Here is a 21,725-nt window from a genome sequence, read left to right as displayed (position 1 = left end):
CTAATTGTTTCAGAATTTTTTTCGGTATTTCGAAAAACTAACCGGCTCCCACGGCCGCATCGCCATTAATAAACCTGTGCCATGCCGTTTATGCAAAGGTGCGCTAATGCTCTCCGCGTGCAATTCGGCAAATTTATGTTTTAATTGGCGCAATTCATTTTGCAATTTATTGACCGCGGCCTCGGTCAACATGCCATGCGTGAAGGTGAAATTCTCCATCTCGGCATGAAAGCCTGCGTCCAAAAAGTCCGCCATGCCTTCTTTGCGAAAATAGCTGCGGATAGGACCACCCGGCAACCAGTCAAAATCGCGACTGATATTCAGACGAATCCGATTCCCCGGCAGCAAGGTAATCAGGCGTAGTTGATCAAGTTTGAGCAGATGCTTCAAACATTCGGGTTCGCTCAATTGATAGATGCTGCGTATATCGTCCATACTCCAGTGATTCACTGCACACACCGCCACCATCAGCAATACGCTATCAGACACCAATTCTTTTTCCTGTGCTGCGCTCAATGTCGTTAAACGAGCATGCGACAGACTTGCCTCTTGCGCCAGTTCCGCGAGACTAAATCCCAAGAAATGACTGATTTGAACGATGCGCTCTATCGTGATCGGTGCATCGCTACTGGCGCTGAACATACGTTTGATACTGGCTTCCGATAAACCTAGGGCCTCGGCCACATCACGATACGTTTTGGCTTGTTGTTTCAGTTGGTATTTAATCGTATTCAACAGTTGCGTGATTTCGGTCATGGTCTATGTGTCTGAGTGTGGATGGTAAGTGCAGACGCTAGGGCTCAATTCTAGGTGCAGCACTCTGGAGTATCATCTTGTGCAACTATCTTGCCTAATTCCCGCCACTTTGTCCAAACAAGTTTTCATTCGCTGTAAATAGCGTGATCCTGCGCAGCTTCTTCTTAATCTGACCTTAGTCTAACCTTAGTCTAAAAATAAGGGCTTGAATCGTATGCGTAGTCGCTTAGTTTATCTGCCTGGCTTGTTCGTTTTGCTGATGAGTACTGCGCTCATATTGCATGGTCCAATAACGCAATATGCGCATTACCATGCGTTTGCTGATACTAGTTCGCATTGGGGCATTCCAAATGCGCTGGATGTGTTGAGCAATTTTCCGTTTGCTGTGGTGGGAATAATCGGCTTGATCGGTATCGTTGCCACCATTTTCCGCGCGCATGATTTCAAACCATATGCAATGAACAATGGCGCGCTGCAGTGTGCTCATTTCGCATTTGCCTTGAGTATCTGCGCGACCAGTTTCGGTTCTACCTATTATCACCTTGCTCCTGACGATGCCCGCTTGTTTTGGGATCGCTTACCAATTGCCTTGGCCTGCGCGAGTTTGTTGGTGGCGGTGCATATCGAAGCGCGAAATACATCGTCGATTGCGGGAGCGCAGAATCGCCGTGCTACTTTTTTGGAGTATGGAGAACTATTGATCATGCTGCTGTTCGCCATCGTTTCTGTTCTATGGTGGCAGCACACTGGCGATTTGCGTTTGTATCTTGGTCTGCAAGTGATGGCAATTATCCTGATCCCACTTTGGCAATTTATTTACCCTATCGCACGAACTCACCGCATCTTTTTTGGCATGGCAATCGCAGCGTATGTGTTGGCAAAACTGACTGAAATTGGCGACGCTGCAATCCTCGCACACACTGGCTTGATCAGCGGCCACAGCATCAAACATCTGTTCGCCGCTGGCGCTGCTGGCTTAATTCTGTACGTCTGGAGAATAGATAACTCTGAAATGAAGTATTAAAAAATGCTACTGCTGGTCGCGGTTTTTCGTACTTCTGAAATAGCCGTCGATAAATGTATAACTCGCGTAGGCAGCTGTGTTCAAATCCGGCATCTCTTAAGTTTGGATAAACAAGCTATGCCATATTATCGCGTACTTCCGCCGTTGTTTGATGGCACTTCATCGCCTCCGCAGGATCGAACTTCAACGACGACGATTGCACTAAGGATGTTGACGCCAAACGTGATGGTATCTAAATCATATTTAAAGACTTGGATGATACTAAGCTTGATCGTCGGCACCGCCTGTTTAATGCTATGGGCGTTTTTTTGTTTTGATCGGTTTGTAGTCTAAAAAAGTGGCGATCGCCTGCATGGTGTCAAGAACATCTCTGTAGATGCTCTAAAAAAATTGTGGCGATGGGCGATAGACGCTTCCCCTTTGGAAAAATAATCCACCAATTTGAATGGATAGGGAAGTTGTCAACCGGAAGAATCACCAAGCCATCCGAGATAGGATCAGGTGGAAGAGCATGAAGCGAAATAATGGCAAGACCTAGCCCTCCTGCGACAGCCTGTTTGATTGCTTCATTACTACCCAGCTCTAGCCTTACTTTCGGTCTCAAATCGAATTTTGTAAAAAAAGCTTCGCAAGCTAAACGCGTCCCAGATCCTTTTTCTCGTAACACAAACATGTCACTTTGTATGTCTTGAAGCCGAATTTTCTTTCGTTTTGCTAGCCTATGATCTGCAGGAGCAATAATGACCAAAGGATTATCTAGGAAACGATGTTTTACCAGATCCATATCTGCAGGTGGCACGGACATGATATACAAGTCATCTGCATTTGATTTGAGTCTTGATACAACACCATCACGATTGAGTACTTCAAATGCAATATCAATGTCTGGATACTGTTTGTAAAAAGAACCGAGCATACGCGGCACAAAATATTTTGCTGTACTCGCCAACGCGACACGCAAACGTCCTTGGGTATGTCCTTTTATGGCACTGATCGTTTGATCGAGAAAATCGATTTCATCTTGCATTAACCTAGCAAATTGCGCTATTGCTTCGCCCGCTGCCGTTAAAAAAACGCGCTTCCCAATCACCTCGTATAAGTCCAATCCAACTTCATTTGACATGGCTTTAAGCTGCATTGAGACAGTGGGTTGCGTCACGAAAAGAGTCTGTGCAGCAGTCGTGATGCTCCCATGTTCGGCAACTGCCAACAATATTTTCATTTGTCGGAAAGTAATATTCATCGATTTTTATCTATGATTTAAATAATTATTATTGATTTTACTCTATGCTACTAGATACCTACAATGAGCGGCAATTTAACTCGCAGAAAATAAGCTCATGAATAGTTTTACTGATCCAGCCATTCTCTTTTTCATTTTTGGTCTATTCGCAGGCCTCTTCAAATCTAACTTAGAAATACCAACTCAAATATCGCGCTTCCTCTCTTTGTATTTATTGATGGCGCTTGGCCTGAAAGGTGGGTTTGCGCTTGCGAAAACCGGTTTTACGGCGGATGTCTTAGTCAGTCTTGGTTGTGCTGTTTTACTAGCAATCACGATTCCACTACTTGCCTATCAAGTGCTGCGGAAATTTGTGTCAGGATTTGATGCTGCTGCGGTGGCGGCCACTTACGGCTCCGTCAGCGCGGTCACTTTTATTACTGCAACGCAAATATTGGACTTAAAACAGATTGAATATGGTGGCCACATGGCAGCGGCTATGGCTTTGATGGAGTCTCCAGCCATTATCATTGCCATAGTTCTTGCTAATGGTTTGCGTAGGAAGCAAATGGGGAGTGATGTTGGGGGGGGGGCGATAAACACACTAAGCGAGACCCGTTTGTCGGTTCGTAAGCTACTACATGAATCTTTTACGGATGGCGCGCAATTGTTGCTGTTAGGTTCTTTATTGATCGGTATCGTGAGTGGAGAGGCTGGTCAAATTGTTATGCGACCGTTTTCAGTTGATTTATTTAAAGGATTGCTCGCATTCTTCCTGTTGGATATGGGTTTGCTGGCCGCAAAAAATATACCAGGACTCTTGCGTCAGTCTGCTTTGGTTTTTGTATTCGGAATTATTGCTCCACTGTTCCATGCGAGCTTGGCGTTGGGATTAGCCAAGCTAAGTGGTTTGTCTATAGGTGACACGATTTTATTGATGGTATTAGCTTCCAGCGCATCCTATATCGCCGTGCCTGCAGTCGTCCGTTATGCTATTCCCGAAGCGACCCCCTCACTGTATGTGGGTTTGTCTTTAGGATTGACGTTTCCGTTAAATCTGTTATTCGGGATACCTTTGTATGTGCATTTGGCGAGTGCTGTGTGATTCGGAGAATTGATCGTAAAAATGATCAGGAAAATAGATCAATTCGCGGCGCGTTTTTGGTGTTGTAACGAGTGTGTCACGTATCGGTTGAGTTTTCCTCCACCAATGTTGAGTGCTAACGTACTCGATTCGTCAAAGACACTCCCACAATCACTAACGCGCCGCCGATGATCATAGAAATTAAGATGGGTTCATTCAACATCAAGCTGCTGAGGCTTACACCGAACACCGGCACCAAATTATTAAACACGGCGGTGCGTGCAGGACCTATGGCTTTAACTCCTTCGTAATACCAGACAAAGCCGATCACTGTGCCGAAAATCCCAAGGAAAGCAATGGCACTGAGGACTTGCCAAGTCAGTTTGCTGGTATCTAATAGAGGTAGTTGATTGAGCGCACCCATGCTGAGTAAGAGTAAGCCCCACAGCGATGCATAGGTCGTCGCTGCAATCGGCGTCAACCCTTTTAGCGCGTGTTTGCCAAGTATGGTGTAAGCGGTCCACGAGCCAACTGCACCGAGCATGAACAATTCGCCCGCGCCCATAGAACTAGAAATATCATGGACTACGGTAAAGACATCACCGCGAGTTAGTACGATGGCGGCGCCAACAAAGGCAATCGCGATGCCTAACCATTTAAGTCCACCTAAACGTTCGCGGAACAGGACCGCCATGCTTAATGCTGTGATAATGGGACTGAGGGAAACGAATAGTGCGCTACGACCTGCGGGCATGCGTTCTAACGCGGCAAGAAAACAAATGTTGTACAAAAAAATCCCTGTCGCCCCTAAGCCAAAAGTCGCATGTTTTTGTTGTCGTGTGAGCTTAGGCAAGCCACCTTCCACGCGCCATGCAAGCAATAATAAAAACACGCAGGCCACCAAAAAACGCCCGGCGGCCGCGATCATGTGCGGAATTTCTGTTGAGACGATACGACCGGCGATAAAAGTACCGCCCCAGAATAGGGCGACGCAAACGAGTTTCAGATAAACCGATAGAGGTGGTTTGTTCATCGTCTTGACCAAATCAATTAGTCGAACTGCGAACAAAGCGATAGACATCATCTGCATCCAAGCGGCGCTTCAATTTACCTTCGAACCAAAGATGATGGCAATGTGCCAAAGCTTCACCGAGCGCGAAGGTCAGTTGATGCGCATCGAGTGGACGCGGAAACATGATGGGCACAATATCGTGCGCCGAAAGCGGCGTCGTGCAAGCATCTAACACTTCTTGCAAACGTTCTGCATGATGATCGTGTAATTGTTGGATGCGTGTGTGAATGCCGACGAAAGGCTTGCCATGCGATGGCAATACTAAAACATCTTCGGGCAGATCTGCATACTTGGTTAATGAATCCAGATATTGTTTGACCGGATTCGCTTCCGGTTCTGCTGCAAACACTGAGACATTGGTAGAAATGCGCGGTAGCACCATATCGCCAGAAATTAGGCAATTCAAGGCTGCACAGTACAGCGAGACATGCTCTGGCGAATGTCCGAAGCCTGTGATGATGCGCCATTCGTGTTGCCCGATAGTGATGTTATGCCCATCTTGCAGGCGGTGGTACGAGGTCGGCACGGTCGGTACTAAGCGCGTGTAATAAGTCTTACGTTCTTGTATTTTGTCTTGCATCTCTGCCGTCACCAAACCATGCTTGCGGAAATGCGGAAACATCGCCGAGCCATCGACGCCGGGCAGGCCGGCCGACATCATGCGCGCAAAGGCGTACTCGCCAGTGCTCATATACAGTGGCGCATTCCATAGCGTACACAGCCAGTCGGCGCTGCCAACATGATCTGGATGACAGTGGGTCGCTATCACCCGTACGATGGGCAAACCTTTGAGATGCGAGGCAAACAAAATTTCCCAGGCATCACGCGTGGCATCGCTATTGATGCCGCAGTCAACGACTGTCCAGCCATGGGCTGGGCCTGTATCGGTTTGGTATACATCTTCGATCAACCATAAATTGATATGATTCAGCGCAAACGGCAGACCCATCCTAATCCACAACACTCCCGGTGCAATTTCTATGGTTTGACCCGCTTCAGGTAGTTTTTCATTCAGCGGGTAATGTAATGCTTGTTCTAGTTGATTCATGGCGTTGTGTATGTGGCGCAACAGTGTATTGATGCAGAGTTTTGGGGCAGTGTTGCAAATTGACGTTTACGTTAACTGCGTTTCAGGTAAGATTCTAAGTTCAAAACGCAATTGATGTTGGGCTTATCTCGATTTTTACGAGTATTCACTGAGATTTTTTGGGTGTTTTTTAGGCAATTTTCTTGTGTCTCATACAGAAAAACTTTTGAAAAAACTTTAGCAATGGCAACTTATACAATTACCGATTTGGCAAAAGAGTTTGATATTACGCCACGTGCAATTCGCTTTTACGAGGACCAGGGTTTGATCAGTCCAAGTCGCGAAGGCCCAAGCGGGCGCAATCGTGTGTACTCGGCACGTGAGCGCACACACCTCAAATTAACCTTACGGGGCAAGCGTCTGGGCTTAAGCTTGTCGGAAATTAAGCATTTGGTGACGATGTATGACTCACCTAAAGACACAGAAGTTCAGCTAAAAAGCTTTCTCGATGTGCTAGCGAAACACCGCGCTTCGCTGGAGCAACAAAGAGAAGACATCGAAGTCATGCTGGATGAAATCACCGCACATGAAGAAGAAAGTCAGCGTTTGTTGGAAATTGTTAATAAGGCAAAAGTAAGTGCGTAAGAAATACGATTAAATAGTTTGAATTGACGTTTACGTTAACGTCAATTAGAAGTATCATTTTTGACTTGCGCAAAATGGTCTTTAAATTCGTTTTGCCAACTCTTTCGACATTCAGGCGGGCATATAATCTTAAGCTCACTTTCTACCGACTTTGAGTAGAACGAGCGAGCGACAGCAGCTTGAAGTCATATCATCATTACTACCTAGATTGGGGACATTATGTTGCACTTACCAGGTTTAACGTTTGATCATGGCGAAGACATCGCCGCTTTGCGCGAAGCAGTTCAGCAATTTGCTGCTGCGGAAATCGCGCCGCTGGCTGCCGAAATGGACAGAACCGACCAATTCCCTATGCATCTGTGGAAGAAAATCGGCGACATGGGTTTACATGGCATGACGGTGTCCGAAGAATACGGTGGTGCAAACATGGGCTATTTGGCGCATATCATCGCCATGGAAGAAATTTCCCGTGCCTCTGCCTCCGTCGGTTTGTCTTACGGTGCGCATTCCAATCTGTGCGTGAATCAAATTAATCGCAATGGTAATGATGAGCAAAAAGCAAAATATTTACCAAAACTGATTTCTGGCGATCACGTCGGTGCGCTCGCGATGTCCGAGCCGAATGCCGGTTCTGACGTCGTCAGTATGAAGTTGCGTGCTGATTTAAAAGGTGATCGCTACGTTTTGAACGGCTCTAAAATGTGGATCACGAATGGTCCTGATGCGGATACTTTGGTGGTCTACGCGAAGACCGATCTGGAAGCTGGCCCACGCGGTATGACTGCTTTCATTATCGAAAAAGGCTACAAAGGTTTTAGCATTGCGCAAAAACTCGACAAGCTCGGTATGCGCGGTTCTCATACTGGCGAATTAGTATTCCAAGATTGCGAAGTGCCAGTAGAAAACGTGTTGGGCGGCGTAGGCAAAGGCGTTAACGTTTTGATGTCCGGCTTGGATTTCGAACGCACTGTTTTGTCTGGCGGCCCGCTCGGCATTATGCAAGCTTGTATGGATGAAGTCGTTCCTTACATCCATGACCGCAAGCAATTTGGTCAAGCTATCGGTGAATTCCAATTGATGCAAGGCAAACTCGCGGATATGTATTCCACCATGATGGCATGCAAAGCTTATGTCTACGCAGTTGGCCAAGCTTGTGATCGTGCCAAAACACCAGAAGCAGTGCGTGCATTACGTAAAGATGCCGCTGGTGCGATTTTGTACTCCGCAGAAAAAGCGACTTGGATGGCCGGTGAAGCGATCCAAACTTTAGGCGGCAACGGTTATATCAATGAATATCCAGTTGGTCGCTTGTGGCGTGATGCGAAGTTGTATGAGATTGGTGCTGGTACGAGTGAGATTCGCAGAATGTTGATAGGACGTGAACTCTTCGCAGAGACCATGTAAAAAGCTTTAGCCGCAGAGGCGCAGAGAACGCAGAGATTTTTGTTAATAGCATTTCGTAGGGCGGGTGCAACCCGCGCCGCCAGTCCATCGAGCACCTGTGCGGCGCGGGTTGCACCCGCCCTACAAATCGGAGACCTCGTGAATTGTTGAAGGCTGAGTGGTTTAGGATGTTCGACAAAAACATTTCTTCGACCTCTGCGCCCTCGTGGTGAAAAAATTATGCCCCAAATCGCCTTTCCTAAATTGTTGTCTTCGCAAATTGCATTCGACATTGCAAGGACCATACTCGACGGTTTTGATAAGCATTACCGTTTGTTTCGAGCGACGACTCAAATGGCGAAGCAGCGTTTCGAACGTGGCGATTGGAAAGCAGCGCAAGAAGATGCGCGTGAGCGGATTGCTTACTATGACAAGCGTGCCAAAGAATGCGTACAGATTCTCGAAGATGAATACGATAGCGACGATCTGACCGATGAAGTATGGCGTGAAGTGAAGCTACATTACATGGGTTTGCTGATCGATCATCTGCGTCCCGAGTTGGCAGAGACTTTCTTCAATACCGTCTGTACCAAACTTTTGCACCGCACTTACTTCCATAACGATTTCATCTTTGTACGTCCCGCAACGGCGACCGACTATATCGAACGCGACGATACACCCGCGACCTATCGCGTCTACTATCCCGCAGCCGACGGTTTGAGCTTTAGCCTGAAACGCATCGTTACCAACTTCCAGCTGCAAACACCGTTCGCGCATCTTGATGCAGATTTGGCGAAAGTGGAAGCGCGCCTGCTTGAACAATTTGGCGATATGCGCTTCGAACCGAATCATCAGTTCCAAGTCTTAGCGAGTTTGTTCTTCCGCAACAAAGCTGCCTATATCATCGGCAAGAGTATTAACGGCAACCAAGAAATGCCTTTCGTGATTCCCATCATTCACAATAAAAATCGTGAATTGATTTTGGACACGGTACTGTTCGATAACATGCACATCACCGTCTTGTTCTCATTCACGCGTGCTTACTTCATGGTCGACATGGATGTGCCATCGGCCTATGTGCAATTCATACGCAGCATTTTGCCGCGTAAACCGCGCAGTGAAATTTACACCATGTTGGGTTTGCAAAAGCACGGTAAGAATTTGTTCTACCGCGATTTCTTGCATCACCTCAAATATTCATCCGACATGATCGAAGCCGCGCCTGGTATTCGCGGGCTCGTGATGTTGGTATTTGCACTGCCATCATTTCCTTACGTCTTCAAGTTAATCAAAGATAGCTTCCCGCCACCGAAAGAGACCACTAAAGCTTTGATCAAAGAGAAGTATCAACTGGTTAAAAATCATGATCGCGTTGGTCGCTTGGCAGATACCTTGGAATATTCGGATGTGGCGTTTCCGCGCGCTCGTTTCTCCGAGGATTTGTTGGCAGAAATTCGTCGTTACGCACCATCAATTTTGGAAGTTAATGATGATGAAGTGATTATCAAGCATCTGTACATCGAGCGCCGCATGACGCCATTGAATATCTGGCTCACAGAATCCGAGCAAAAAGGCGATGACGCGGCGATGGAACATGCGATAGTCGAATACGGCAATGCAATCAAAGAATTAGTCGGGGCGAATATTTTCCCTGGTGATATGTTGTACAAAAATTTCGGCGTAACGCGTCATAAGCGTGTCGTTTTTTATGACTACGATGAGATCGAAACTATCGTGGATTGTAATTTCAGAACGATCCCTTTGCCACGCAATGAAGAAGATGAAATGTCGGCCGAGCCTTGGTATCCAATCGGGAAGTACGATGTATTTCCTGAACAGTTCGGCACCTTCTTGTTGGGCAATGCCAAGGTCAAACAGTATTTTATGAAGCACCATGCCGACTTGCTGACAGCGAAGTATTGGCAAGATCGGAAAGAACGAATTGTGAAGGGTAAGGTGGATGATGTGTTTCCTTATCCTCAATCGATTAGATTTGGAGGCGGCTGACGAAATCGCGCCCCAGCGTTGTTGAGCCGTGATTGCGTCAGCTTCTTAGATGGATTTTGTAGGGCGGGTGCAACCCGCGTAGGACAGTAAAAGATTTGCTCTGCTTATTTGCAGGCTAAAAAAAATTTTAAAAATCGTTATCAATAATTTTGGAGAAAACCATGAATGATCCTATCGTAATCGTCGGCGCAGCTCGTACTCCTATGGGCGCGTTTCAAAGTGATTTCGCGTCTTTGACTGCGAGCCAATTAGGTGCAGTGGCGATCAAAGCGGCAGTCGAACGTGCAGGCCTTAAGCCAGAGTTGGTCGAAGAAGTTTTGTTCGGTAACTGCTTGATGGCAGGCCAAGGCCAGGCACCAGCGCGTCAAGCTTTGCTGGCTGCGGGTTTGCCATTCTCGACTGGTGCGGTCACTTTATCTAAGATGTGCGGTTCCGCGATGAAAGCGACGATGATGGCCTATGATTCCCTGCTGGCTGGCAGCAACGAAGTGCTGGTCACTGGCGGTATGGAATCGATGACGAATGCCCCATACATCATTCCAAAAGCACGTGGCGGTTATCGTATCGGTCACGGCACGATCATGGATCACATGATGCTCGATGGTTTGGAAGATGCCTATGACAAAGGTCGTTCTATGGGCACTTTTGCAGAAGATTGCTCCGAAAAATACGGCTTCACACGTGAAGCACAAGACGCATTTGCGATTGCCTCCGTAACACGCGCACAAAACGCAGCGAGCAGCGGCGCATTTTCTTGGGAAATCGCTCCTGTGACGGTATCTGGTCGCGGTGGTGATGTCGTCATCGATAAAGATGAGGGCCCATTGAAGGCCAAGCTCGACAAGATTCCTAATTTGAAGCCCGCATTCAAAAAAGACGGCACGATCACAGCAGCATCTTCCTCGTCCATCAATGACGGTGCAGCAGCCTTGGTATTGATGCGCGAATCCAAAGCCAAAGAATTGGGTTTAACTCCTATCGCCAAAATCTTGGGTCATGCGACCCATGCACAAGAACCAGGCTGGTTTACCACAGCACCAGTTGGCTCAATCGAAAAGCTCTACAAGAAAATCGGCTGGACAACAGCGGATGTTGATTTGTTTGAAGTCAACGAAGCTTTCGCTGCAGTGCCAATGGCAGCGATGCATGACCTCGGCATCCCGCACGACAAAATGAACGTACACGGCGGTGCCTGCGCATTGGGTCATCCAATCGGCGCATCTGGCGCGCGTATTATCGTGACCCTGATCGGCGCTTTGAAAGCCCGTGGCGGTAAGCGCGGTGTGGCGTCTTTGTGTATCGGTGGTGGTGAAGCGACGGCGATGGCGATTGAGTTGGTGTAATCGAGAAAGTCCCCTCTCCCGCAAGCGGGAGAGGGCTAGGGTGAGGGTGGTTCAGCGTTTGCATAGTTAAATTAACGTGTGAGCATCAATACATAAACTATGTATTTCCCCGATATTATGCAGATGACTGCACCACCCTCATCCCCGACCCTTCTCCCGCTTGCGGGAGAAGGGAGGATTAAATGAGTAATTGGAAAAACGGAGTAAACCAGCATGCCAACAGCCTTAATCATCGGAGCCTCACGCGGCATAGGTCAGGAATTTGCGCGGCAATACAAAGCGGCAGGTTGGCGTGTGATCGCTACTGCACGCAAGTCCGACGACCTCGCGCAATTGACCGCACATGGTTGTGAAGCGCTGCCTTTGGATGTAAACAACTTGAATGATTGCGCAGGATTGGCTTGGCGCCTCGACGATGAAAAAATCGATGTCGCTATTTTGAATGCGGGTGTATTTGGTAGCCGAACAAATGGTTTGCAATCGCCGCAGCAAGAAGAGTTTGATCAAGTCATGCATATCAACGTGTTAGCAGCGATGCGCTTACTGCCTTTGGTGTTGCCGATGGTGGAAAATGCTGGCGGTAAATTAGCCGTGTTGTCCTCACGTATGGGTTCCATCGGTTTGCGTGAAAACAATGTGGCATGGCTGTATCGCGCCAGCAAAGCAGCCTTGAATTCCGTATTGAAAGATGCTTCGCTCAGCACGCAAAAAGCGACATGCATCGCATTTCATCCGGGTTGGGTGCAAACGGACATGGGTGGCGCAGGCGCTGAGATTAGCGTCGATGTCAGCGTGACTGGCATGCGCGAAGTGATTGCAAATAGTAGCCGTGCGCAGAATGGACAGTTTTTGAGTTATGACGGATCAACGCTTGATTGGTAGTTTTTTTGAAAAGGGATTCGAATGGCTGCTTGGCAATTTGTAGTTGACTTGATTCCCAATTCTTGGATAGCTGAGGGTGGGAATGCCAATGTGTTGAAGAAAGATTTTGTTGGCACTAGTCCGGCTTGGTCAGGTTGTTCAATAAGATTGGATGATGTCATTCATTCTATTTCATTTGTAGAAAAAACACTTTCATGGGACCCAAATTTGACAATATGGGGGGACTTGGAAAAAACAGATATTCAGATTTGGGCGGAAAATGGAAGTATCGATTCAATACAAATACGCTTAGATTTACGAGAAGATTTTTTGAATTTAGTGAATGAAATATTCGTTTTGTCTAAAAGAATTGGATGCTCAGTGCTAGTCCGAGAAAATCTTATTTTCGTTGAAAATGAAGACGAATTGCTTTCTGCAATTAAGACTTCTCGTGCCGCGATATTTGTTCAAGAACAATCAAGCGTTATGTCGTGATTTTTTGTATCTTTTTGTTTTATTAGATCGATTTTAAATTTAGGTAAGAGCATGCAACTAACATCAGAACACGAAATGATCCGCGACGCAGTGCGTAGCTTTGTGCAAGAGCGCATCACACCAAATGCTGCACGTTGGGATAAAGAACATCATTTCCCTGCAGAGGAATTGAAAGAACTCGCAGCGATGGGCGCGTATGGTGTGGCGGTGCCAGAAGAACTGGGCGGCGCAGGTATGGATTATTTGTCTCTAGCATTAGTGCTGGAAGAGATCGCTGCCGGTGATGGTGGAACCTCGACGGTCGTATCAGTGAATAACTGTCCTGTTTGCAGCATAGGCATGATGTACGCGAATGCCGCGCAAAAAGAACAATGGCTGCGTCCACTCGCACAAGGCGACATGTTGGGCGCTTTCTGCTTAACAGAACCCCATGCTGGCAGTGACGCTTCCGATTTGCGCACTACGGCAAAGCGCGAAGGCGATGAATACGTCTTGAATGGTGTGAAGCAATTTATCACCAGCGGTAAACATGCAGATGTGGCGATCGTGATGGCGGTGACCGATAAAGCCGCAGGAAAAAAAGGAATTAGTGCATTCTGGGTCGATACTAAAACGCCAGGGTATATCGTTGCCAGCCTCGAACATAAAATGGGTCAGCACTCTTCCGATACAGCGCAAATTCTGTTCGAGAATTGCCGCATTCCTGCCGCTAATTTAATCGGCGAAGAAGGTCAGGGCTATAAGATTGCTTTGTCTGGACTAGAAGGCGGCCGTATCGGTATCGCTTCACAATCGGTCGGTATGGCACGTGCTGCATTCGAAGCAGCTTTGGCCTATGCGAAAGATCGCCGCACGTTTGGTAAAGCAATTTTTGAACATCAAGCCGTGCAATTTCGCTTGGCGGATATGGCGACGCAGATTGAGGCAGCACGCCAATTGATCTGGCACGCGGCGAGTATGAAAGATGCTGGCAAGCCATGTTTGAAAGAAGCAGCGATGGCGAAATTGTTTGCGTCGGAAATGGCAGAAAAAGTGTGTTCCGATGCGATTCAAATTCATGGTGGTTATGGCTATGTCAGCGACTTCCCAGTCGAACGTATTTATCGTGATGTGCGTGTGTGTCAGATCTATGAAGGTAGTTCGGATATTCAGAAGATTTTGATTGGTCGTGGTTTGTTGGATTGAGTTTTAAAATGCATTTTTTTGTGTGGAAAATTTGAGGAGTAGTAATGAACAATCGCATCGATTACTGGTTTGACTACGTTTCACCGTACGCCTATTTGACCACGCAAGTAATCGAAGAGCTCGCAGCAAAATATGGTCGCGAGATCGATTGGAAGCCGATGTTATTGGGCGTGGTGTTCAAGACCACCAACTCCAGCCCATTAACGATGCGCCCGCCGATGATGGCGAGCTATCACAAGCAAGACATGTTGCGTTCGGCGCGCTATGCGGGTTTGCCATTTGTTTTGCCAGAGCCATTTCCTATCAATACCCAAAACACAGCACGCGTTTGTTTGTGGATGAAAGAAGTCGCACCTGAACGTGTTGGTGAATTCACGCGTGGGGTGACGAAAGCTTACTTCTCTGGCCCTGCGGGATTGAATGATATTGCGTGGTTAGCAGAATACGTAAATCAAATGGGCTTAGATGGTGCAGCCGCTGCCGCAGCATGTAAAGACGAACGATATAAGGCGCAGTTGAATGCGGCCTGTGAAGAGGCAGTGAGCAAAGGCGTGTTCGGCGCACCATGGGTGATTGTCGATGGCGAACCATTCTGGGGCAATGATCGCTTGCCACAACTAGAAAAATGGTTAGCGACAGGCGGGTTTTAATTTTGTAGGGCGGGTGCAACCCGCGCCGCCAGCACTTTGAGCTACAGAGCAGCGCGGGTTGCACCCGCCCTACGAGAACGAGCCGACCTAAGAAGCGAGATTGGAAGAGACATGAAAAAAGGCTACAAACAATTAGTCGACGAAGCAAACGCGCAGATCAAAACCTATAGCGTAGCCGAAGCGCAGGCGAAGCTAGGCGATCCGCAAGTGCAATTCATCGACGTCCGTGATATTCGTGAGCTCGAAAGAGAAGGCATCGTCCCCGGCGCGTTTCACGCACCACGCGGCATGATCGAATTTTGGGTCGACCCTGATTCGCCTTACTTCAAACCCGTGTTCGGCGAGAACAAAGAATTCATTCTATTCTGCGCAGCCGGCTGGCGCAGTGCTTTGACGACCAAGACTGTGCAAGATATGGGCTTAGAAAATGTCGCGCACATCGATGGCGGCTTCGGCGCATGGAAAGCAGCAGGGGCGCCTACGGCGGTGAAAGAAAGTAAGAAGACGTAATTGGACACAGTGACAAATGTAGGGCGGGTGCAACCCGCGCCGCCCGACGCTTGAACAACAGCGCGGGTTGCGCCCGTCCAAAAAAATGATTAGGTAAAGTGTGAGTAAAACAATCTGCCCCTGTGGCTCAAACAAAGAATTCGAGCAATGCTGCCAACGCTACATCAGCGGCGCAGAGTTCGCACCAACAGCAGAAGCTCTGATGCGTTCCCGTTACACCGCTTATACGCTCAACGATGAAGCGTATCTGCGAGCAACTTGGGATGAGCGTACTTGCCCCAAAGAGCGCATCGTTGACGGCGGTGCATCGAAGTGGTTAGGTTTAGAAGTGAAGAAACATGAAGCGCAAGAAAAAGAGGCGATGGTGGAATTTGTCGCCCGGTACAAAATTGGTGGCAAAGCCCATCGCTTGCACGAGAAGAGTCGGTTCGTGAAGTTTGATGGTAAGTGGTTTTACGTTGATGGTATTTATGAGTGAGCACCTCACATTGCTGAGGCTGTAGAGAAATCGGATAAACAATTATGACAACCCTAGAATCCAAATTAAATCCTCGCTCTGAGGACTTCAAAGCCAACGCTGCGGCAATGCAATTGATCGTCGATGACCTCAAAGAAAAGGTCGCCAAGATTGCGCTGGGCGGCGGTGAGGAAGCACGCCAAAAGCATCTCGGTCGCGGTAAATTATTACCACGTGATCGTGTGCAAAACTTGCTCGATCCAGGCACGCCTTTCTTAGAGTTTTCTCAGCTCGCTGCCTTCAATATGTACAAAGAGAAGAACGATGCCGATGCTGCACCAAGTGCGGGCGTCATCACAGGTATTGGTCGCGTCGCTGGGCAAGAATGCGTGATCGTGTGTAACGATGCGACGGTGAAAGGCGGTACTTATTATCCGCTCACGGTCAAAAAACATTTACGTGCGCAAGAAATCGCCGAGCAAAATAATTTGCCTTGTATTTATTTGGTGGATAGCGGCGGTGCGAATTTGCCGAATCAGGAAGATGTATTTCCAGACCGTGATCACTTCGGTAGGATCTTCTATAACCAAGCGAATATGTCGGCCAAAGGTATTCCGCAAATCGCCGTGGTAATGGGCTCTTGTACCGCCGGTGGTGCGTATGTGCCAGCGATGAGTGATGAGTCTATTATCGTTAAGAATCAAGGTACGATTTTCCTCGGCGGCCCACCATTGGTGAAAGCGGCAACGGGCGAAGTCGTTAGCGCGGAAGACTTGGGTGGTGGCGACGTCCACACACGCTTGTCGGGTGTGGTCGATCATTTGGCACAAAACGATACGCATGCCCTCGCGATGGCGCGTCAAATTGTGTCGACCTTGAACCGTCAAAAACCACAAACCGTGGTGATGAAAGCCGTGGAAGAACCAAAGTATCCTGCGAGTGAATTGTATGGCGTGATTCCGGTTGATACACGCAAGCCTTTCGATGTGCGTGAAGTGATTGCGCGTGTGGTCGATGGTAGCCATTTCGATGAATTCAAAGCGCGTTATGGCACAACTTTGGTCTGCGGTTTTGCGCACATCCATGGCATGCCAGTCGGCATCATCGCCAACAACGGTATTTTGTTCTCTGAATCTGCATTAAAGGGCACGCACTTCATCGAGCTGTGCTGCCAGCGTAAGATCCCACTGATATTTTTGCAGAACATCACGGGCTTTATGGTTGGACGCAAATACGAAAACGAAGGTATTGCGCGTAATGGTGCGAAGATGGTGACAGCGGTAGCGACTGCAAACGTACCTAAATTTACCGTGATTATCGGCGGTAGTTTTGGTGCAGGTAACTACGGTATGTGTGGTCGTGCATATTCACCACGCTTCATGTGGATGTGGCCAAACGCCCGTATTTCGGTGATGGGTGGCGAACAAGCTGCCAGCGTATTGGCGACTGTACGCCGCGATGGTATCGAAGGCAAAGGCGGTAGCTGGAGTGCGGAAGAAGAAGCCGCATTCAAACAACCGATTAAAGATCAGTACGAACATCAAGGACATCCTTACTATGCGTCTGCACGCTTGTGGGATGACGGTGTGATTGATCCTGCTGATACGCGTATGGTGTTGGGATTGGGATTGAGCGCTGCTTTGAACGCACCGATTCCAGACGCCAAGTTCGGCATTTTCAGGATGTAGGAACCAAGGTATGTTTGGATTTTTCGAATTCCCAAATGATGAGAACGGAAAAGTTTTACGCCAGATGAAACGAAATGGGGACAATCTCTCCATTGCTCGTAATATTGATTTTACGATTGTATTTCCAGATGAAAATGCTGCGAAGACTTTCGCAGCTCATTTTCAGGAGTTAAATCATGAAGTGAGTATCGAAAATAGTAATTGCGTGGCTGAGCTTCCGTGGGACGTTCTCGTCGTAAAGAACATGGTTCCAATACACTCCGCAATTACAGATTTTGAAAATCTTTTGCAAAATTTAGCCGAGAAACATGGGGGTAGAAATGACGGTTGGGGATGCTTCAATCAAAAAGAACCATAAATCCGTGTTGTTCAATACTTTCGTAAAACATCTCGATTTGATTTTGAATTGTAATTGATGAAAGCAATTTTTATGTACCAAACCCTAACACTCACCCGTGACAACAAAGTCGCGACAGTCACCTTAAATCGCCCAGACGTACGCAATGCATTTAACGAAACGACAATTGCTGAGATTACGCAGGTATTTAATGAATTAAGTAGCGATAACAGTATTCGTGCGATTGTATTGGCGGCAAATGGTCCTGCGTTTTGCGCTGGAGCTGATCTCAATTGGATGAAGAAGATGGCGGACTACACGCACGCTGAAAATCTCGCCGATGCGGGGCAACTAGCAGCGATGTTGGCAGCGATTTATACCTGTAGCAAGCCAGTGGTTGCGCAAGTGCAGGGCGATTGCTATGCCGGCGGTATGGGCTTGGTGGCTGCATGTGACGTCATCGTCTCCGTCGATACCGCGCAATTTTGTTTGAGCGAGGTCAAGTTAGGATTGATTCCTGCGACGATTTCACCGTATGTGATTAAGGCCATGGGTGAAAATGCCGCACGTCGTTATTTCCTGACTGCAGAGCGTTTCGATGCGGCGCAAGCCTTGCGCATAGGTTTTGTGCATGAAGTGGTCGGCGCAGATGTGCTAACAGCGAAAGTGGCGGAAATCGTTAAAGCGCTGGTGACCAACAGCCCGAATGCAGTCGCCCAAGCCAAGGTATTAGTGCGCGATGTGGGCGGTCGTGAAATTACGCCTGCGTTGATTGCGAATACTGTAGAAGGCATCGCCGTGATTCGCGCCTCGGAAGAAGGGCGTGAGGGTGTGCGGTCTTTCTTAGAAAAGCGCAAGCCTAGCTGGCTCAGTTGAGCAAGAATTGATCACGTATAATGGCGGGCTAGGTAATTTTGCTCCCTTCTCCCGCAATCGGGAGAAGGGTTGGGGATGAGGGTGGTCTAGGTTTCTGCAAGGCAAGCGCAGTACTAGCATTGCAAATTTCTGAATCCCCCTCACCCTTTCCCGCCTGCGGGAGAGAGGATGAAAAGCAAATTCGTAGGGCGGGTGTAACCCGCGCCGCCTGACAGTCGAACAACAGCGCGGGTTGCACCCGCCCGACATGTTAGATATTGCAGAAAAAAGCTCGGTACAAAGTAGCAAAGTGAATCGTTAAGAAGAATTAGGAACAAAGTTGACCGCAGTGAATACCGAATTGAAAACACCGAGTAAGTCATGGGTAGAACGTAGCCTGCAAAGCGTGTGGCATCCGTGCACCCAAATGCAGCATCACGAGACCATGCCGCTCATTCCTGTCAGTCATGGTCGTGGTGCCTGGTTGGTCGATATGGATGGTAAGCGCTATTTAGATGGCATCAGTTCCTGGTGGGTGAATTTATTTGGTCATGCTAATCCGCGCATTAACGCAGCATTAAAAGAACAGCTCGATCAATTGGAACATGCGATGTTGGCAGGCTTTACGCATGAGCCTGTGATTCGTTTATCGGAAAAACTGTCAACTTTAACCGGTGGTGTACTCGGTCATTGTTTCTACGCATCGGATGGTGCGTCGGCAACGGAAATCGCCTTGAAGATGAGTTTTCATTTTTGGCGTAATCAAGGTCAATCTGAAAAACAAGAATTTATTTGCCTCAAAGGCAGTTACCACGGCGAGACCATAGGCGCTTTAGCAGTCACTGATGTTGCATTATTCCGCGATGCCTACGGCCCTATGATACGCAATGCCCATGTTGTTGCGTCGCCTGATGCACGTCAGGCGCTTGATGGTGAAACCGCGATCGATGTCGCACGACGTGCTGCTGCTGATATGGAGCGCTGCTTGCAAGAGCGCGCAGGCAAAATCGCTGCGGTGATTTTGGAGCCCTTAGTGCAGTGCGCGACAGGTTTTGCGATGCACGATCCTGAGTATTTGCGTTTAGTCCGTGCGCTCTGCGATCAATATCAAGTGCATCTGATTGCCGATGAAATCGCGGTCGGTTGTGGTCGTAGCGGCACTTTTTTCGCGTGTGAAAATGCGGAAATCTGGCCCGACTTTGTTTGTCTATCTAAGGGCATCAGTGGCGGTTACTTGCCATTGTCTTTGGTGATGACACGCGATGACATTTACCAAGGGTTTTATCACACCGATGTGCGTCGCGGGTTTTTGCATTCGCATTCCTATACGGGCAATCCATTGGCTTGTCGCGCAGCCTTGGCGACTTTAGAAATTTTTGAGTCTGACGATGTGCTGGCACAAAATCGTGTGAAGGCTGAAGCAATCACGCAGGCATTGCATCCACTAGCGCAACACGCTCAAGTCAAACATTTCCGCCAACAAGGCATGATGTGGGCTTTCGATGCGGTGTTTGATGGAACGAAAGATGAACAAGCAGCGAAGACATTTTCGCGCCGTTTCTTCACACAGGCTTTGCAAGAAGAATTATTGTTGCGCCCAATCGGCAACACGGTGTATTTGATGCCACCGTATATTTTGAATCAAGAAGAAATAAGTTTAGTTGGCGAGCGCATGCTGAAAGTCTTCAACCACGTGATGGGAGAAGCAGCGTGATTTTGCTAGATCAAATCCAACATGAATTAGCGGCTTTAGATAGCAAAAGTCTGCGTCGTCGCCGTCGTCATGCAGAGAGTCCGAGTGCGCCACGGGTCAAAGTGGATGGTCGCGACATGTTGGCATTCTGTAGTAATGACTATCTTGGTCTGGCGGCGCATCCTAAGATCGTCGCAGCCTTGCAAGAAGGTGCGGATTTATATGGCGTCGGTAGTGGCGCCTCGCATTTAATCAGCGGCCACAGCCGCGCCCATGCTTTGCTCGAAGAGCGTTTGGCTGAGTTTGTCTCGCCACATCTTCATCAAGCACGTGCCTTGTATTTCTGCACGGGCTATATGGCCAATCTCGCGGTGTTGGCGGGCTTGGCAGCGGTATCTGGAAAAGACACGGAATTGTTTTCCGAATCCTTGAACCATGCATCTTTGATCGATGGCGCTAAACTCTCGCGTGCGAAGTTGCATGTTTTCCCGCACGGCGATGTCGCACACTTACGAACGCTATTGCAAGCCTCGACTGCAGCGACCAAGATAGTCGTCAGCGATAGCGTCTTTAGTATGGATGGCAATCTGGCACCAGTGCCCGAATTACTTGCAGTGTGTGAAGAGTTCAATGCGTGGTTAGTGATCGATGATGCTCACGGTTTTGGTGCTTTGGGTGCTAATGGTCGTGGGGTTTTAGAGCATTTTAATTTGTGTTCGCCAAACATCGTCTATATGGGAACGCTAGGCAAGTCCGCTGGTGTTGGCGGCGCCTTCGTTGCGGCGCATAAAGATGTGATTGAGTGGTTAGTGAATAAGGCGCGTCCTTATATTTATACCACCGCAGCGCCACCAGCTTTGGCACATGCTTTGTTGGCGAGCTTGGATATCATTCAAGGCGAAGATGGACATGCGCGCCGCGCACATTTGCAAACTTTGATTGCGCAATTACGCCGTGATTTAAAACTGAAACGTTGGACTTTGATGCCATCTGATACCGCGGTACAGCCGATTGTGATTGGCGATAATGCAGAAAGTTTACAAGCAGCGGCGAGTTTGTATGAACAAGGATTTTGGGTGCCAGCGATACGTCCGCCGACCGTGCCTGTGGGAACGGCACGTCTGCGCATCACTTTGTCTGCTGCACATACTAGTGAAGATCTGGCTTTGTTGATTGATGCTGTGAATGGTTTGGAAGTTTGATGTTTTAAAGTCCCCTCTCCCGCAAGCGGGAGAGGGCTAGGGTGAGGGTAGTTCAGCAACTGCAGAGTAAATTTGAACAGATAGTTTTCGCTTCCCTTGAAGTATGTGTTGGAACATCTGAACCACCCTCATCCCCAACCCTTCTCCCGCTTGCGGTAGAAGGGAGAGAAGATACAGCATGGCGTGCACCCGCCCTACGAGATTGACAGCGCAAGAAATAGAAGTATTT

Annotated in this window: 21 protein-coding genes; 17 read left to right on the top strand and 4 right to left on the bottom strand. The window is 48.2% G+C overall.

Annotated elements, in window-relative coordinates; genetic code table 11:
- Window positions 1-9: 9 nt before the first annotated feature.
- Entirely contained in the window at window positions 10-756 is a 747-nt protein-coding gene (locus ACO0KW_RS09440; protein WP_423052822.1) for a helix-turn-helix domain-containing protein, read from the bottom strand.
- 214 nt (window positions 757-970) lie between these two features.
- On the opposite strand from ACO0KW_RS09440, the gene ACO0KW_RS09435 reads away from it, so the two are divergent.
- The gene (locus ACO0KW_RS09435) at window positions 971-1,780 is read left to right on the top strand and encodes a hypothetical protein (protein WP_423052821.1); all 810 of its coding nucleotides are present in this window, start codon (window positions 971-973) and stop codon (window positions 1,778-1,780) included.
- 358 nt (window positions 1,781-2,138) lie between these two features.
- On the opposite strand, the gene ACO0KW_RS09430 is transcribed toward ACO0KW_RS09435, so the two are convergent.
- Window positions 2,139-3,002, bottom strand: a complete 864-nt coding sequence (locus ACO0KW_RS09430; protein WP_423053459.1) for a LysR family transcriptional regulator — start codon at window positions 3,000-3,002, stop codon at window positions 2,139-2,141.
- A 118-nt stretch (window positions 3,003-3,120) separates the two neighbouring features.
- On the opposite strand from ACO0KW_RS09430, the gene ACO0KW_RS09425 reads away from it, so the two are divergent.
- Window positions 3,121-4,107, top strand: coding sequence for a sodium-dependent bicarbonate transport family permease (locus ACO0KW_RS09425; protein ID WP_423052820.1), 987 nt, complete (start codon window positions 3,121-3,123; stop codon window positions 4,105-4,107).
- 115 nt (window positions 4,108-4,222) lie between these two features.
- Here the strand turns inward: ACO0KW_RS09425 and ACO0KW_RS09420 are convergent, their stop codons facing one another.
- Window positions 4,223-5,119, bottom strand: a complete 897-nt coding sequence (locus ACO0KW_RS09420) for a DMT family transporter (RefSeq protein ID WP_423052819.1) — start codon at window positions 5,117-5,119, stop codon at window positions 4,223-4,225.
- A 13-nt stretch (window positions 5,120-5,132) separates the two neighbouring features.
- Window positions 5,133-6,206, bottom strand: a complete 1,074-nt coding sequence (locus tag ACO0KW_RS09415; RefSeq protein ID WP_423052818.1) for an MBL fold metallo-hydrolase — start codon at window positions 6,204-6,206, stop codon at window positions 5,133-5,135.
- Between the two features lie 222 nt (window positions 6,207-6,428).
- Between ACO0KW_RS09415 and ACO0KW_RS09410 the strand changes: the two genes are divergently transcribed.
- The 15 genes from ACO0KW_RS09410 (at window position 6,429) to bioF (ending at window position 21,496) form a co-directional block, all read left to right on the top strand.
- Complete coding sequence (locus ACO0KW_RS09410) at window positions 6,429-6,830, top strand: MerR family transcriptional regulator (protein WP_423052817.1); 402 nt, start codon at window positions 6,429-6,431, stop codon at window positions 6,828-6,830.
- 219 nt (window positions 6,831-7,049) lie between these two features.
- On the top strand, window positions 7,050-8,234 hold the full coding sequence (locus tag ACO0KW_RS09405; protein WP_423052816.1) for an isovaleryl-CoA dehydrogenase: 1,185 nt from the start codon (window positions 7,050-7,052) through the stop codon (window positions 8,232-8,234).
- A gap of 219 nt (window positions 8,235-8,453) precedes the next feature.
- On the top strand, window positions 8,454-10,220 hold the full coding sequence (aceK, locus tag ACO0KW_RS09400) for a bifunctional isocitrate dehydrogenase kinase/phosphatase (RefSeq protein WP_423052815.1): 1,767 nt from the start codon (window positions 8,454-8,456) through the stop codon (window positions 10,218-10,220).
- Window positions 10,221-10,381: 161 nt separating this feature from the next.
- Window positions 10,382-11,563, top strand: coding sequence for an acetyl-CoA C-acetyltransferase (locus tag ACO0KW_RS09395; protein WP_423052814.1), 1,182 nt, complete (start codon window positions 10,382-10,384; stop codon window positions 11,561-11,563).
- A 213-nt stretch (window positions 11,564-11,776) separates the two neighbouring features.
- Window positions 11,777-12,445 (top strand): SDR family oxidoreductase, encoded by a 669-nt coding sequence (locus ACO0KW_RS09390; RefSeq protein ID WP_423052813.1) that lies wholly within the window; start codon window positions 11,777-11,779, stop codon window positions 12,443-12,445.
- A gap of 21 nt (window positions 12,446-12,466) precedes the next feature.
- Complete coding sequence (locus tag ACO0KW_RS09385) at window positions 12,467-12,919, top strand: hypothetical protein (protein WP_423052812.1); 453 nt, start codon at window positions 12,467-12,469, stop codon at window positions 12,917-12,919.
- A 51-nt stretch (window positions 12,920-12,970) separates the two neighbouring features.
- Window positions 12,971-14,104, top strand: a complete 1,134-nt coding sequence (locus ACO0KW_RS09380) for an acyl-CoA dehydrogenase family protein (RefSeq protein ID WP_423052811.1) — start codon at window positions 12,971-12,973, stop codon at window positions 14,102-14,104.
- Between the two features lie 44 nt (window positions 14,105-14,148).
- A complete protein-coding gene (locus ACO0KW_RS09375) occupies window positions 14,149-14,754 on the top strand; it encodes a 2-hydroxychromene-2-carboxylate isomerase (RefSeq protein WP_423052810.1) in 606 nt (201 codons plus the stop codon).
- 111 nt (window positions 14,755-14,865) lie between these two features.
- A complete protein-coding gene (locus ACO0KW_RS09370) occupies window positions 14,866-15,264 on the top strand; it encodes a rhodanese-like domain-containing protein (protein ID WP_422996231.1) in 399 nt (132 codons plus the stop codon).
- A gap of 100 nt (window positions 15,265-15,364) precedes the next feature.
- Complete coding sequence (locus ACO0KW_RS09365) at window positions 15,365-15,742, top strand: YchJ family metal-binding protein (RefSeq protein ID WP_186922282.1); 378 nt, start codon at window positions 15,365-15,367, stop codon at window positions 15,740-15,742.
- A 44-nt stretch (window positions 15,743-15,786) separates the two neighbouring features.
- Window positions 15,787-17,409: a carboxyl transferase domain-containing protein gene (locus tag ACO0KW_RS09360; protein WP_423052809.1), complete on the top strand. Its 1,623-nt coding sequence runs from the start codon at window positions 15,787-15,789 to the stop codon at window positions 17,407-17,409.
- Window positions 17,410-17,419: 10 nt separating this feature from the next.
- Window positions 17,420-17,767: a ribonuclease E inhibitor RraB gene (locus ACO0KW_RS09355; protein ID WP_423052808.1), complete on the top strand. Its 348-nt coding sequence runs from the start codon at window positions 17,420-17,422 to the stop codon at window positions 17,765-17,767.
- A 72-nt stretch (window positions 17,768-17,839) separates the two neighbouring features.
- Window positions 17,840-18,622 (top strand): enoyl-CoA hydratase/isomerase family protein, encoded by a 783-nt coding sequence (locus tag ACO0KW_RS09350; RefSeq protein ID WP_423052807.1) that lies wholly within the window; start codon window positions 17,840-17,842, stop codon window positions 18,620-18,622.
- A gap of 319 nt (window positions 18,623-18,941) precedes the next feature.
- A complete protein-coding gene (bioA, locus tag ACO0KW_RS09345) occupies window positions 18,942-20,315 on the top strand; it encodes an adenosylmethionine--8-amino-7-oxononanoate transaminase (protein ID WP_423052806.1) in 1,374 nt (457 codons plus the stop codon).
- Complete coding sequence (gene bioF / locus ACO0KW_RS09340) at window positions 20,312-21,496, top strand: 8-amino-7-oxononanoate synthase (protein WP_423052805.1); 1,185 nt, start codon at window positions 20,312-20,314, stop codon at window positions 21,494-21,496. Before bioA ends, bioF begins: the two co-directional genes overlap by 4 nt.
- The last annotated feature ends 229 nt before the right edge of the window (window positions 21,497-21,725 follow it).

Source organism: Undibacterium sp. Ji22W, assembly GCF_049340305.1.
GTDB lineage: Bacteria > Pseudomonadota > Gammaproteobacteria > Burkholderiales > Burkholderiaceae_D > Undibacterium.
Note: the sequence above shows the minus strand (reverse complement) of the source record. Positions and strands in the feature narration are given on the sequence as shown.